Source organism: Pseudoxanthomonas kalamensis DSM 18571 (assembly GCF_010211745.1).
Classification (GTDB): domain Bacteria; phylum Pseudomonadota; class Gammaproteobacteria; order Xanthomonadales; family Xanthomonadaceae; genus Pseudoxanthomonas_A; species Pseudoxanthomonas_A kalamensis.
Genome location: NZ_PDWQ01000007.1, coordinates 36426 through 50041, shown reverse-complemented (window position 1 = coordinate 50041; position 13616 = coordinate 36426). Strand labels below are relative to the sequence as shown.

The following is a 13616-nucleotide window of genomic DNA, read 5'->3' as shown; positions in this document are numbered from 1 at the left end:
CCGATGTCCGCGGCCGTGCCCGATCCGGCGGTGCACGCCGCTGGCGAAACCGATCCGGTCGCCTCGCTGCGCGAAGACCTCGAGGCACTGGACGCGCGCCTGAACCGGCGCTTCGATGCCGGCGTGCGCGGCAACGGCATGGACCGTCTGGTGGCGCTGCGCGCGCGCGGCGTCGACCAGATCCTCCGTCGCGTCTGGCGGCAATGCCTGCCGGCCAATGCGCCGCTGGCGCTGTTCGCGGTCGGTGGCTATGGCCGCGGGCAATTGTTCCCGCATTCGGACATCGACTTGCTGGTGCTGGCCGAAGCGGACGTCCAGCAGGCCCATCGCGAGGCGCTGTCGGCGCTGTTCGCCCGGTTGTGGGATGCGGGACTGGCGGCCAGCCATGCGGTGCGTTCGCCCGAACAGACCACCCAAGCGGCCGAGGACCAGACCGTGCTGACCGCGCTGATCGAGGCGCGTCCGCTGGTTGCCACGCCGGAACAGGTCGCGCTGCTGGAGGCGGCCATCGGCGCCGACCGGGTGTGGCCGGCACGCGCCTTCTTCGCCGCCAAGCTGGACGAAATGCGTGCGCGGCATGCCCGCCACGGTGACACCTCGGACAACCTGGAGCCCAACATCAAGGAAGGCCCCGGCGGCCTGCGCGACCTGCACACGCTGGGCTGGATGGCGCTGCGTACCTTCGGCGTGCACGATCTGGAAGCGCTGGTCGGCCTGGGTCACCTGGGGCCGGACGAAGCACGCGCGCTGGCGCGCGAGCGCAATGCGCTCAGCCGCCTGCGCTACGGCTTGCACCTGGTCGCCGGCCGTCCGGAAGAACGCCTGCGTTTCGATTACCAGAAGACCCTGGCCAGCCATCTGGGTTTCGTCGACGACGCCGAAAGCCTTGCGGTCGAGAAGATGATGCAGGGGTTCTACCGCAGCGCGGCGATCGTCCGCCGCATCAGCGACCGGCTGCTGCATCGCTTCGAGGAACAGTTCGACGGCGAAGGCGTGCCGGAACCGCTGGACGACCGGTTCGCCCTGCGCAATGGCTATCTGGCCGCGCGTTCGCGCGACTGGCCGCGCGGCGAGCCGGAGCAGGTGTTCGCGCTGTTCGCCTGCTGGGCGGCGCATCCGCAGGCACGTGGCCTGCATTCGCGGACCGCGCGCGCGCTGGCCGAGGCGCTGCCCAGGCTGACGGCGTATCCGCAGGCCACGCCGGCGCAGCGCGAGGCGTTCATGGCCCTGCTGCGCAGCCCGCGCGCGGTCGACACGCTGACCCGGATGGCGCGGCTGGGGGTGCTGGGGCAGTGGATCCCGGCCTTCGCCCAGGTGTCCGGGCGCATGCAGTTCGACCTGTTCCATGTCTACACGGTCGACCAGCACACGCTGATGGTGCTGCGGAACATCGCGCTGTTCACCCAGGGACGGCCGGACGAGCGTTTTTCGATTGCCCACGAAGTGTGGCCGCGGTTGCGCAAGCCCGAGCTGCTGCTGCTGGCCGGGCTGTTCCACGATATCGCCAAGGGCCGCGGCGGCGACCATTCCGAACTCGGCGCGGTCGATGCGCGCGAGTTCTGCCAGGCGCATGGCGTGTCGAGCGGCGATACCGCGCTGGTCGCCTGGCTGGTGGAACAGCACCTGCGGATGTCGGTGACCGCGCAGAAGCAGGACATTGCCGACCCCGAAGTCATCCGCCGTTTCGCCACCCTGGTCGGCGATCGCGAGCACCTGGACTATCTGTACCTGCTGACCTGCGCCGACATCGCCGGTACCAGCCCCAAATTGTGGAATGCGTGGAAGGACCGGCTGCTGGCCGACCTGTATTTCGCCGCCAGTCGCGCCCTGCGCGAAGGGCTGGAGCATCCGGTGGAGATGGCTGCACGACTGGCCGAGGCGCGCAGTGAGGTGCGCCGGCTGCTGGCGGTGCAGGGCGTGCCGGCGCCGCAGGCCGACACCTTGTTCGCGCGGATGCCGCGCGAGAGCTTCCTGCGGCTGCGGCCGGAGCAGGTGGTCTGGCAGGCGCTGGCGATCCGCGGCGTGGGCGCAGGCCAGACCCGCGCCAGTGCAAGACGGGTCGACGCGGACGCCGGTGCAATGGAGGTGTTCGTGCATTCGCCGGACCGCGACGGCCTGTTCGCCGCCATCCTCGCCAGCCTGGACCGCATGGGCTTCGGCATCCATCAGGCGCGGGTGCTGATGGGGCCGGGCGGTACGGTGTTCGACAGCTTCGAGGTGCTGCCGGCCGACAGTTACGCCAGCGGCGACCCGGACGAGGTGGCGCAGGCGCTGCAGCAGGCGCTGGACGGTCCGCTGGACGCGGTGCGCACCTCGCGGCGGGCCTTGCCTCGGCAACTCAAGCACTTCCGTTTCGCCCCGCGGATCGAGTTCGGCGCCACTCTGGACGGTCGGCAGACCGTGCTGAGTCTGGTCGTGCCGGATCGTCCCGGCCTGCTGTCCGACGTGGCCCAGGTGCTGCGCCGCCAGCACTTGCGCGTGCACGAGGCGCGCATCGCCACCTTCGGCGAACGCGCCGAGGATTTCTTCCAGATCACCGACGAGACCGACCGTCCGCTGACAGCCGATGCGCAGCAGGCCTTGCGCGAGGCCTTGCTTGCGGGACTGGATAACGAGAAGAATTGAACCGTCGGCATCGAGGCCGACCGCTGCCAGGAGCCCCACGTTGAGCAAGACCGAGTCGTTGAAATCGTCCATCGAAGCCGCCTTCGAGCGCCGCGCCGAACTGACGCCGGGTGAGGCCGAGGCGCAGGTACGGCCGCTGGTGCTGCAGGCCATCGCTGGCCTGGAGAGCGGCGAACTGCGGGTGGCCGAGCCGGACGGCAACGGCGGCTGGACCGTCAACCAATGGCTGAAAAAAGCGGTACTGCTGTATTTCCGCGTCAACGACATGGCGCTGGTGGACGCACAGCCGGCGCCGTTCTGGGACAAGGTCGAAGCGCGTTTCGCCGGCTATGACGAAGCCCGATTCCGCGCGCTCGGCGTGCGCGTGGTGCCGGGCGCGGTGGCGCGGCGCGGGACCTACTTCGGCCGCGACGTGGTGCTGATGCCCAGCTTCGTCAACATCGGCGCCTACGTGGGCGAGGGCACGATGGTCGATACTTGGGCCACGGTCGGCAGTTGCGCGCAGATCGGCAAGCACGTGCATCTGTCCGGCGGTGCCGGCATCGGCGGCGTGCTGGAGCCGTTGCAGGCCGGCCCGACCATCATCGAGGACCATTGCTTCATCGGCGCGCGCTCGGAAGTGGTCGAAGGCGTGGTGGTCGGCCACCACAGCGTGATCGGCATGGGCGTGTTCCTCGGCCAGAGCACGCGCATCTACAACCGCGCGACCGGCGAGATTTCCTACGGTTACGTGCCGCCGGGCAGCGTGGTGGTGTCCGGCCAGCTGCCGGCCAGCGACGGCTCGCATTCGCTGTACTGCGCCGTCATCGTCAAGCAGGTCGACGAAAAGACCCGCAGCAAGACCAGTGTCAACGACCTGCTGCGCGGCCTGGCGGACTGAATATTGCCCGTCATCCCGGCGAAAGCCGGGATTCAGGCTTATGCTCGTGTCGTTAGAGCACTGAAAGACAAAACAACGGCAGGAGCTGGGTCCCGGCTTTCGCCGGGATGACGATCCTGAGTGGCGGGGTCCGAAGGAACAGGAGTACGGGTAATGACCACGATCTATGGCCTGAAGAACTGCGACACCTGCAAGAAGGCGATGAAGTGGCTGGATCGCTTCGGGGTGGCGTATACCTTTGTCGATTACCGCGACAACAAGCCGTCGCCGGAGACGCTGGCGGAGTGGGCGGGTCAGGCGGATGGATTCGATGCGCTGATCAACAAGTCCTCGACCACCTGGCGGCAGTTGCCGGACAACCGCAAGGCGCCGGGCAGCGAGGCCGAATGGAAGCTGCTGCTGCGCGAATACCCGCAACTGGTCCGGCGCCCGCTGGTGGTGACCGACGACGGCCAGGTCAGCCAGGGCTTCAGCGACAACGGCTTCAAGAAGCGTTTCGGCATCGGCGCATGAGCGATGTCCTCGACCTGACCCGCGAACTGATCGCGCGCGCTTCGCTGACGCCGGACGATGCCGGCTGCCAGGCGTTGATCGCCGCGCGGCTGCGGGCAGCAGGCTTTTCCTGCGAATCCCTGCGCTTCGGCGAGGTCGACAACCTGTGGGCCTCGCATGGCAGCGGCGGCGGGCCGGTGCTGGTCCTGCTGGGGCATACCGACGTGGTGCCGCCGGGCCCGCGCGAGGCCTGGGCCAGCGATCCGTTCGTGTCCGAGATTCGCGACGGTGCGCTGTACGGTCGCGGTGCGGCCGACATGAAGGGCAGCGTGGCCGCCTTCGTCATCGCCGCCGAACGCTTCGCCGCCGCGCATCCCGGACATCCGGGTACGCTGGCGCTGCTGCTGACTTCGGACGAGGAAGGCGACGCCATCGACGGCGTGCGCAAAGTGGCGCAGATGTTCCGCGAGCGTGGTCAGCGCATCGACTGGTGCATTACCGGCGAACCATCCTCGGCCGACACCCTGGGCGACTTGCTGCGGGTCGGCCGCCGCGGCAGCCTGTCCGGTACCTTGACGGTGAGGGGTGTGCAGGGTCACGTCGCCTATCCGCACAAGGCGCGCAATCCGATCCACCAGGCCGCGCCGGCGCTGGCCGCGTTGGTCGCGCGGCACTGGGACGACGGCTACGAAAGCTTTCCGCCGACCAGCCTGCAGATCAGCAACGTGCATGCCGGCACCGGCGCCAACAACGTCATCCCAGGCGAACTGCAGGTGCTGTTCAATCTTCGCTACAACCCGCACTGGGACGCGCCGCGGCTCGAGGCGGAGATCGAGGCGATGCTGGGCGAACACGGCTTGGACTACACATTGGCCTGGCACCGCAGTGGCGAGCCGTTCTACACCCCGGAAGGACGCCTGCGCAGCGTCGCCCGCGAGGTGCTGACGCAGTTCATCGGCGTGCCGCCGGAGGAAAGCACCGGCGGCGGCACCTCGGACGCGCGCTTCATCGCGCCGCTGGGCGCGCAGTGCGTCGAGATCGGCCCGGTCAACGCCAGCATCCACCAGGTCGACGAGCACGTCAGCGTGGACGAACTGCAGGCGCTGCCGGGGCTGTACCTGGAACTGATCGAACGGTTGCTGGCGTAACTGTTGCGCTGCAGCACCGGCATCGGATAGCGTGACTGCATGCTCATGTTCGCCAACAACGCCAACAACGCCAACCGCAACAATCCGTGCGCGAACAATCGTGCGCGGCCGATGCGGGTCCGCGACTAGGCGAAGTACACCAAGCCGAATCAGCAAGCCCGCATCGCGAGATGCGGGTTTTTTTTCGCCCAAGCCCTTCAACGGAAAACGGAAACCTTCCCCATGTGTTCGATCTTCGGCATCTTCGGCCTGCAACCGGGCGACGACCTGCAGGATCTGCGACGGCAGTCGCTGGAACTGTCGCAACGCCAGCGCCATCGCGGCCCCGACTGGAGCGGTGTGTACCTGGACGAGGGCGTCATCCTGGTCCACGAGCGCTTGGCCATCGTCGATCCGGCCGGCGGGTCGCAACCGCTGCTGTCGGACGACGGACGGCTGGCGCTGGCGGTCAACGGCGAGATCTACAATCACCGCGAACTGAAGAAGCAGCTGAAGCAGGACTACGCCTTTCAGACCGGCTCGGACTGCGAAGTGATCAATGCGCTGTATCTGGAAGACGAACCGGCCAGTTACCTGAACCGCCTCAACGGCATCTTCGCCTTCGCGCTGTGGGACAAGGCGCAGGGTCGCGCGATCATCGCCCGCGACCCGATCGGCGTGGTGCCGCTGTACTGGGGCCACGACAGGGAAGGCCGGTTGCGGGTGGCCTCGGAGATGAAATCGCTGGCCGATACTTGCGCCGACGTGGCGCAGTTCCCGCCGGGGCACTGGTACGACAGCGCGACCGGCGAGCTGAGCCGCTATTACCAGCGGCCATGGCGCGATTACGATGCCGTCGAAGGCGTCGAAGTAGCGCCGCTGGAACTGCGCGAAGCCTTCGAAGCGGCCGTGCACCGGCAGCTGATGACCGACGTGCCCTACGGTGTGCTGCTGTCCGGCGGGCTGGATTCGTCGCTGGTGGCCGCGGTCGCTGCGCGCTATGCGCGCCATCGCATCGAGGACGACGACAAGGCCGAGGCCTGGTGGCCGCGCCTGCACAGTTTCGCCATCGGCCTGAAGGGCTCGCCGGACCTGGCCGCCGCCGCGATTGCGGCCGAGTCGCTGGGCACCGTGCACCACGGCTTCGAATACAGCTTCGAGGAAGGTCTGGACGCATTGCCGGAAGTGATCCGCCACATCGAGACCTATGACGTCACCACCATCCGCGCTTCGACGCCGATGTACCTGCTGGCGAGACGGATCAAGGCGATGGGCGTGAAGATGGTGCTGTCCGGCGAAGGCAGCGACGAGATCTTCGGCGGCTACCTGTACTTCCACAAGGCACCGAACGCGCGCGAATTCCACGAGGAGCTGGTACGCAAGCTGGACGCGCTGAACAACTACGACTGCCTGCGCGCCAACAAGTCGATGATGGCCTGGGGGGTGGAGCCGCGGGTGCCGTTCCTGGACCGCGAGTTCCTCGACGTGGCCATGCGCATGGACGCGAAGTACAAGATGGTCGACAAGAGCAGCGCCGGCCCGCAGCGGATGGAGAAGGGCGTGTTGCGTCAGGCCTTCGACGGCTACCTGCCCGATTCGATCCTGTGGCGGCAGAAGGAGCAGTTCAGCGACGGCGTCGGCTACGGCTGGATTGACGGGCTGAAGGCGCACGCCGAGGCACAGGTGTCCGACCGCGAGTTGGCCGCCGCCGACAAGCGTTTCCCGATCAACCCGCCGCAGACCAAGGAAGCGTATTTCTACCGCAGCGTGTTCGAGCGTTTCTATCCGACGCCGGCCGCGGCTGAATCCGTGCCGGGCGGCAAGTCGATTGCCTGTTCGTCACCGGCGGCGATCGCCTGGGACGCCAGCTTCGCCAATGCCGCCGACCCGTCCGGCCGCGCGGTGGCCGGCGTGCACGAACAGGCGCTGGCGGGGGAGTAGCCGCCGTCAGCCGCAATAGATGCGGGTGATCACATTGTCCTTGTCGACGACGACGTTGACGCGGTCGGCGCGGTAGTCCTGGGTGACGGCTTGGTTGGGCGCGATCGGCCGGATCAGGCCGCCATGGCTTTCGCGCCAGACCTTGCCCATGACTTCCTGCGAGGCGGGTTGCCCGATTGCCCATTGCACCGGCTCGGCCGTGCATTCGCCGGATGCGGCGGCACGTTCGTCGGGTTTGCCCGGTGCGGGTTGTACCGAACTGCAGGCGGCCAGAACGGTGGCGGCAAGACAGCAAAGCAGGATGCGCGGCGACATGGCGGGACTCCGGTTGTGCAGGGCGGGCGGCGTGCTCAGCGCACGGGCGAGAAGCGCAATGTATACCGGGCCGGGCCCGGCAGGAACGGCGTGGCGCGGCCCTGCACCCAGTCGTCGTGGCCGGCGCCCCAGAACGGCGACAGCGGATGCCCGCTCTGTCCGCCGGGCATGTGGATGATGCCGTCGGCCTCGTGCCCGGGCGACACCACCATGCGTTCGCTGGCGCCGAAGGCCGGCCCCTGCACGCGCGGCATCATCGCGTCGCCCGGCAAGGGTTCGTGCGGCATGCACAGCAGTCGATCGCCCAGCGGCAGCGCGGCGGACAGCGGATGGCAGATGCGTGCGGTGTTGCGTTCGCCCCAGCTGCGCTGCGCCAGCGGGCCTTGCGCGGCCAGTTCGTCGCGGGTGGCGCGGGCGGCATCCTCGAGCAGGGCATCCCAGCTGGCGTACTGACGCGGCAACAGATGCGCCGGGCGCTGTTGCAGCAGCGGCCAGACCACGCCTTCCAGTTGCCCCAGCTGCGGCATTTGGAAGTCCTCGCCGAGGGCGGCGCGTACCGGGGCGGTCAGGCCGTCGGCGATGCGTTCGCGCACGGCCAGGCGCCAGGCGCGGACGATCCGGTAGCTGGCCGAATCGACCGAGGCGCGTCCGCTCCAGTCCTTCGCCGCTGCCGCCAGTTCGGCCAGCGCGCTGCCGTCGGCGGCCGGCTGCGCCTGCAGCAATTGCCACCACTGCTGCATGAACACGGCGCGGTCGTCCAGCTGGATCGCCAGCAGGTCGTGCTCGGTGAAGCGTTCGCTGGCGAACAGGTCGTCGCGGATCTGCTGCGCGCGCGCGGCGAAGGCATAGCCGCCGTCGCCGACCGCTTGCAGTGCCTCGCTGTCCAGCGTGCGCGCATTGGCGGTCCACAGACGATGGCTGTCCGGATCGACATCCTGCGGTGCGGCGTCGGCGTGGATCGGCCAGTCGGGGCAGGCGGTGGCCGGTTCCGCCTGGGGCGCTACGCCGGCTTCGGCATCTACGGCTGGAGACGGGACATCCAGCGGCAGTCCGCATTCGCCGCTGCGCTGCGGACGCATGCCGATCAAGCGCCAACCGATGCGGCCCTGGCTGTCGGCCAGCATCAGGTTCTGCACCGGCACGCCGGCGTGGTCGGCCACGGCGAAGGCGGCGTCGAGGTCTCCGGCCACGGCCATGTCGGCCAGATCGACGCGGACCGCGCCGGGCAGATGGGCGACCCAGCGCAGGGCCAGTGCGTCGCCATTGGCGTCCTCGTGCAGGATCGGCCCCCAGTCGGTGTCGCGCACGCGCAGTTCGATCGGTTCGGCGCCGGCCACGGCGATGCGTTCGACGTGCTCCCGCAGCCCCGCCGCAGGCAAGTCGGCCTTGGCGATGCGTTTCCAGTCGGCGGTGTCGATGTAGCTGTTGGTGAAGCCCCAGGCCACGTGGCCGTTGCTGCCGACGATCACTGCCGGCAGGCCGGGCAGGGTGAAGCCGGATACATCGACCGTGCCGCCCGGTGCGCGCGTATTGGCATAGCGCAGGCGTGCCCGGAACCAGATGCCGGGCGCACGCAGACCCAGATGCATGTCGTCGGCGACGATGGCGCGACCATCGGCGGTCAAGGCGCCGGATACCGCCCAGTTGTTGCTGCCGGGCGTGCCGGCATCGTCGATGGCGGGCGCCGGATCGCCGTCCGGTGTCGGCAGCGTGCGCAGGTCGAGTTGATCGGGACCGGGCAGAACGGCATCGCCACGCGGCGGGCCGTACAGCGGCGCGTCCCAGCGGCTGCCGTCATGGGCGATCAGCGCGTACAACGCCGGCGGCGAGTGCTGGCGAATCTGGGCGAGGGCCAGTTCGCGCAGGTTGCGTTCGTCCTGCAGGTCGAAGTACATGGCGTAGCCGGTCAGGGCCGAGTCGGCCATCGTCCACGGACGCGGCTGCTGGCGCAGCAGCAGGTAGGGCCAGGGACGCGAGTCGAGTGCGGCCAGGCCGGCGTTGACGCCCTCGACATAGGCTTGCAGTTGCGTGCGCCGGTTGCCGGCGAAGCTGTCCAGACTGGCTTCGGCGCGGGCGCGCATGCGGTGCACGCGGCGCTGCTTGTCCAGCTCCAGCGCCACCGGGCCGAACAGTTCGGACAGTTCGCCGGCGGAGCTGCGCCGCATCAGGTCCATTTCGAAGAAACGCTCCTGCGCGTGCACGTAGCCCAGCACACGCGCCATGTCGGTTTCGTTCGCCGCCTCGACGGTGACTACGCCCAAGGCGTCGCGCTGCACGCTGACCGGCGCCGACAGCCCGGGCAGGGCCAGCTCGCCATCCAGTTGCGGCAGGCTGCCGCGCAACATCCACCAGGCCACGACCACGGCCGCCAGCAGCAGGACGATCAGCAGCAGGACGATGCGGCGCAGCCATTTCCACATGATGCAGTTCCCCCGACGGACGACAGCGGTCGATGATGCCACGGAAGCAGCAACCGGCATCACCCTGTCGATGCCGGAAATCGATGCTGGAAGTCGATGACGAACGAGACTGATTCCGATTCTGCCGGCGCCGCTGGCGATCGGGCATCATCGTTCGCGGTTCCGAACCTGGATGCTTGCCCGATGAAAGGCCACCCCGACGTCGTCGAATACCTGAAGCAGCTGCTGCGTGGCGAACTGGCCGCGCGCGACCAGTACTTCATCCATTCGCGCCGCTACGAGGACATGGGTTTGACGGCGTTGTACCAGCGCCTGGACCATGAGATGCAGGAAGAAACCGAGCACGCCGATGCCTTGCTGCGGCGGATATTGTTCCTGGAGGGCGATCCGGACATGCGGCCGGAGCCGTTCGAGCCGGGCACGGACGTCGAACAGATGCTGCAGCTGGACCTGCAGACCGAATACGCGGTGCGCGCCAACCTGGCCAGGGGCGTGGCCTTGTGCGAGCAGCACGGCGACTACGTCAGTCGCGACATGCTGGAAGTGCAGTTGAAGGACACCGAGGAAGACCATGCGCACTGGCTGGAGCAGCAGCTTTCGCTGATCCGGCGACTGGGCCTGGCCAACTACCTGCTGACCAAACTGGACGACGCGCCAGCGAGCTGACCGGGTTCTCCGCTCGGGCGCGGCCCTGGATCAGCTAGCGGACTTGCGCAGGCGATACACCGCGGTATCCAGCGCGCTCAGCCCGCGTTCGCGGAAACGCGGTTCCTGCGACAGCAGTTCGCGTCGTTCCAGCAATACCGGTGACCAGCCCTGCAGCCGTGATCGCACTTCGTCCTCCGCCACCGGGAACGGCGGCCCGTCCATCTGCACCGGATCGTATTCCAGCGTGAGCAGCAGGCCGTCGCAAGCGGCGGGCAGGGCGGCGTAGACGGTATCGACATAGCGCTGGCGCAGGGCATCGGGCAGGGCGATCAGCGCCGCGCGGTCGTACACGCCGGCCACGTCGGACAGCAGCGCGGTATCGGCGTCGAAGGCATCGCCGGAGATGATTTCGATCGGGCCGGCGACATGGTGTTCGCCATATCGGCTGCGATGCCGCTGCGGCTGCAGGTCGGCTTCGTCGAAGAATTGCTGTACCGCCAGTGGCGACAGCTCCAGCCCCAGAACCCGATGGCCCTGCGCGGCCAGCCAGTGCATGTCCAGGCTCTTGCCGCACAACGGAACCAGCACCCGGCTGCCCGCCGGCAAGCCCAGTGCCGGCCAGTGCTTCTGCAGCAGCGGCAGCACGCGGGACTGGTGGAAGCCGGTCCGGCCTTGCTGCCAGCAATCAAGCCAGAAGTCGGTATCCATGCGTTTCGATGCAGCGGAGAGCGGAAGAATTACTGCACATCCAGTCCGTCCACCTTTTGCCGCGCCGAGTCGAACTGTCCGCTGTCGCGGTGAAGAACGCGCCGCAGCGCGAGACGGTGGCAAACAATGGAGGGCATGGCCTACTGCACATCCAGTCCGTCGACCTTCTGCCACCCCCGCGGCAACAGCCCGCCACGACTGGCGCGCGATCCCAGATACGGTTCCAGATCCCTGAACGACAGGCTCATCGTGCGCGCGCCGGACTTGACCTGCAGGTTGCCGCCGGGCGGGACCACGGCAACGGCGACGACCCGTTCGGTGCCGCGCTTGGCCTTGGGGATCTCGATCAGCTTGTTGCCCTTGCCCTTGTCCAGCTCGGGCAGTTCGGAGACCGGGAACGCCAACAGGTGACCGGCGCTGGTCACCGCGACCAGGCGATCGGTTTCCACGCTGCCGACCGCGGCCGGTTGCAGTACCCGCGCGCCTTCGGCCAGCGACAGCATCGCCTTGCCGGCTTTCTGCCGCCCGGTCAGGTTTTCGAAGCGGGTGACGAAGCCGTAGCCGTGCGACGAAGCCAGCACGAAGCGGTCGTCGTTGCCGCCGCTGGCCAGCGCGACGAAACCGGCGCCGGCGGCCGGCGAGAAGCGTCCGGTCAGCGGTTCGCCGTTGCCGCGTGCCGACGGCAGCGAGTGCGCCAGCGTCGAATAGCTGCGGCCCTGGCTGTCTAGGAAGGCCACCTGCTGCGTGCTGCGGCCTTTCACCGCGGCCAGCAGGCCGTCGCCTTCGCGGTAGGACAGTGCGGCGGCCTCGACATCGTGGCCCTTGGCCGCGCGCACCCAGCCTTTCGCGCTGAGCACCACGGTCACCGGCTCGCTGGCGACCAGTTCGGTTTCGTCCAGCGCCTGCGCGGCTTCGCGCGCGACCAGCGGCGAGCGGCGAGCGTCGCCGAACTTCTTCGCATCGGCGAGCAATTCGTCCTTGATCAGCTTCTTTAGTTTGGCCTTGCTGTCGAGGGTGGCGATCAGGCGGTCGCGCTCGCTGTCCAGATCGTCCTGTTCGCCGCGAATCTTCATTTCCTCCAGCCGCGCCAGCTGGCGCAGCCTGGTCTCCAGGATGTATTCGGCCTGCGCTTCGCTGAGGTCGAAGCGGGCGATCAGTGCCGGTTTGGGTTCGTCCTCGCTGCGAATGATCCGGATCACCTCGTCCAGGTTCAGGAAGGCGATCAGCAGGCCTTCCAGCAGATGCAGGCGACGTTCGACCTTCTCCAGCCGGTGCTTGAGCCGGCGGGTCACGGTGTCGTAGCGGAACTGCAGCCATTCCTCCAGCAGCAGTTTCAGGTGCTTGACCTGCGGCTTGCCGTCCAGACCGATCACGTTGAGGTTGACCCGGTAGCTCTTTTCCAGGTCTGTGGTGGCGAACAGGTGGCCCATCAGTTGTTCGGCATCGACCCGGTTGGAGCGCGGAATCAGTGCGATCCGCACCGGGTTGGCGTGGTCGGACTCGTCGCGGATGTCTTCCAGCCACGGCAGCTTCTTGGCCCGCATCTGCGCGGCGATCTGCTCGATCACCTTGGACGGCGACACCTGATAGGGCAGCGCGGTGACGATGAGGTTGCCGTTTTCCCGCTCCCAGGTGGCGCGGGCGCGGACGCTGCCGGTGCCGGTTTCGTACATGGCGCGCAAGTCGGCCGCCGGGGTGATGATTTCTGCACTGGTCGGATAGTCCGGACCACGCACGTGTTCGCACAGGTCGGCCACGCTGGCCTGCGGGTCGTCGATCAGGCGGATGCAGGCGCTGACCACTTCGCCCAGGTTGTGCGGCGGTACGTCGGTGGCCATGCCCACGGCGATGCCGGTGGTCCCGTTGAGCAGCAGGTGCGGCAGTCGCGCCGGCAGCCAGCTGGGCTCTTCCAGCGTGCCGTCGAAATTGGGTACCCAGTCCACCGTGCCCTGGCCCAGCTCGCCCAGCAGCACCTCGGCAAGTGGGGTCAGCTTGGACTCGGTGTAGCGCATGGCCGCGAACGACTTCGGGTCGTCGGCCGAGCCGAAGTTGCCCTGGCCATCGATCAGCGGATAGCGGTACGAGAACGGCTGCGCCATCAGCACCATCGCCTCGTAGCAGGCGCTGTCGCCGTGCGGATGGAACTTGCCGATCACGTCGCCGACCGTGCGCGCGGACTTCTTCGGCTTGGATGCGGCGGACAGGCCAAGCTCGCTCATCGAATAGACGATGCGCCGCTGCACCGGCTTGAGGCCGTCGCCGATGAAGGGCAGGGCGCGGTCCAGCACCACGTACATCGAGTAGTCCAGATACGCGCGTTCGGCGTACTCGCGCAGCGGAATCTGCTCGAAACCGTGGAAGCTGGGACGTGGCGTGGAGGATTCGGTCATGATGCGATGGGCTTGCGAATTCAATCGATGAATTCTACCCGTCGCCGACACCCGGAAAGCGAAAACCCCG

10 protein-coding genes are annotated in these 13616 nt (G+C 68.0%); 6 read left to right on the top strand and 4 right to left on the bottom strand.

Features of this window, described 5'->3' with window-relative positions:
• Positions 1–3 precede the first annotated feature (3 nt).
• The 5 genes from glnD (at position 4) to asnB (ending at position 7065) form a co-directional block, all read left to right on the top strand.
• Entirely contained in the window at positions 4–2625 is a 2622-nt protein-coding gene (gene glnD / locus CSC70_RS13160) for a [protein-PII] uridylyltransferase (RefSeq protein ID WP_162457106.1), read from the top strand.
• Entirely contained in the window at positions 2567–3505 is a 939-nt protein-coding gene (dapD, locus tag CSC70_RS13155) for a 2,3,4,5-tetrahydropyridine-2,6-dicarboxylate N-succinyltransferase (RefSeq protein WP_162457105.1), read from the top strand. The genes glnD and dapD overlap by 59 nt, the downstream gene beginning before the upstream one ends.
• A gap of 153 nt (positions 3506–3658) precedes the next feature.
• The gene (locus CSC70_RS13150) at positions 3659–4018 is read left to right on the top strand and encodes an arsenate reductase (protein ID WP_162457104.1); all 360 of its coding nucleotides are present in this window, start codon (positions 3659–3661) and stop codon (positions 4016–4018) included.
• Complete coding sequence (gene dapE, locus CSC70_RS13145; RefSeq protein ID WP_162457103.1) at positions 4015–5145, top strand: succinyl-diaminopimelate desuccinylase; 1131 nt, start codon at positions 4015–4017, stop codon at positions 5143–5145. Before CSC70_RS13150 ends, dapE begins: the two co-directional genes overlap by 4 nt.
• A 222-nt stretch (positions 5146–5367) precedes the next feature.
• A complete protein-coding gene (asnB, locus tag CSC70_RS13140; RefSeq protein WP_162457102.1) occupies positions 5368–7065 on the top strand; it encodes an asparagine synthase B in 1698 nt (565 codons plus the stop codon).
• A gap of 6 nt (positions 7066–7071) precedes the next feature.
• Here the strand turns inward: asnB and CSC70_RS13135 are convergent, their stop codons facing one another.
• Both CSC70_RS13135 and CSC70_RS13130 read right to left on the bottom strand, forming a co-directional pair.
• Positions 7072–7380 carry an I78 family peptidase inhibitor gene (locus CSC70_RS13135; protein ID WP_162457101.1) on the bottom strand — a complete coding sequence of 103 codons (309 nt, stop codon included), beginning with the start codon at positions 7378–7380 and terminating at the stop codon, positions 7072–7074.
• A gap of 35 nt (positions 7381–7415) precedes the next feature.
• Positions 7416–9800: a penicillin acylase family protein gene (locus CSC70_RS13130; RefSeq protein WP_162457100.1), complete on the bottom strand. Its 2385-nt coding sequence runs from the start codon at positions 9798–9800 to the stop codon at positions 7416–7418.
• Positions 9801–9983: 183 nt separating this feature from the next.
• Here CSC70_RS13130 and bfr point away from each other — a divergent pair, with 183 nt between their 5' ends.
• Positions 9984–10466 (top strand): bacterioferritin, encoded by a 483-nt coding sequence (gene bfr, locus CSC70_RS13125; RefSeq protein ID WP_162457099.1) that lies wholly within the window; start codon positions 9984–9986, stop codon positions 10464–10466.
• Positions 10467–10496: 30 nt separating this feature from the next.
• Here bfr and CSC70_RS13120 read toward each other — a convergent pair whose 3' ends face one another.
• Positions 10497–11156: a thiopurine S-methyltransferase gene (locus CSC70_RS13120; protein ID WP_162457098.1), complete on the bottom strand. Its 660-nt coding sequence runs from the start codon at positions 11154–11156 to the stop codon at positions 10497–10499.
• A gap of 140 nt (positions 11157–11296) precedes the next feature.
• Positions 11297–13546 (bottom strand): DNA topoisomerase IV subunit A, encoded by a 2250-nt coding sequence (parC, locus tag CSC70_RS13115; RefSeq protein WP_162457097.1) that lies wholly within the window; start codon positions 13544–13546, stop codon positions 11297–11299.
• Positions 13547–13616: the final 70 nt, after the last annotated feature.

Bases quoted from the DNA above. Each gene is read 5' to 3' on its own strand.
- glnD (WP_162457106.1), top strand. From the start codon at position 4: ATGTCCGCGGCCGTGCCCGATCCGGCGGTGCACGCCGCTGGCGAAACC.
- dapD (WP_162457105.1), top strand. From the start codon at position 2,567: ATGCGCAGCAGGCCTTGCGCGAGGCCTTGCTTGCGGGACTGGATAACG.
- CSC70_RS13150 (WP_162457104.1), top strand. From the start codon at position 3,659: ATGACCACGATCTATGGCCTGAAGAACTGCGACACCTGCAAGAAGGCG.
- dapE (WP_162457103.1), top strand. From the start codon at position 4,015: ATGAGCGATGTCCTCGACCTGACCCGCGAACTGATCGCGCGCGCTTCG.
- asnB (WP_162457102.1), top strand. From the start codon at position 5,368: ATGTGTTCGATCTTCGGCATCTTCGGCCTGCAACCGGGCGACGACCTG.
- CSC70_RS13135 (WP_162457101.1), bottom strand. From the start codon at position 7,380: ATGTCGCCGCGCATCCTGCTTTGCTGTCTTGCCGCCACCGTTCTGGCC.
- CSC70_RS13130 (WP_162457100.1), bottom strand. From the start codon at position 9,800: ATGTGGAAATGGCTGCGCCGCATCGTCCTGCTGCTGATCGTCCTGCTG.
- bfr (WP_162457099.1), top strand. From the start codon at position 9,984: ATGAAAGGCCACCCCGACGTCGTCGAATACCTGAAGCAGCTGCTGCGT.
- CSC70_RS13120 (WP_162457098.1), bottom strand. From the start codon at position 11,156: ATGGATACCGACTTCTGGCTTGATTGCTGGCAGCAAGGCCGGACCGGC.
- parC (WP_162457097.1), bottom strand. From the start codon at position 13,546: ATGACCGAATCCTCCACGCCACGTCCCAGCTTCCACGGTTTCGAGCAG.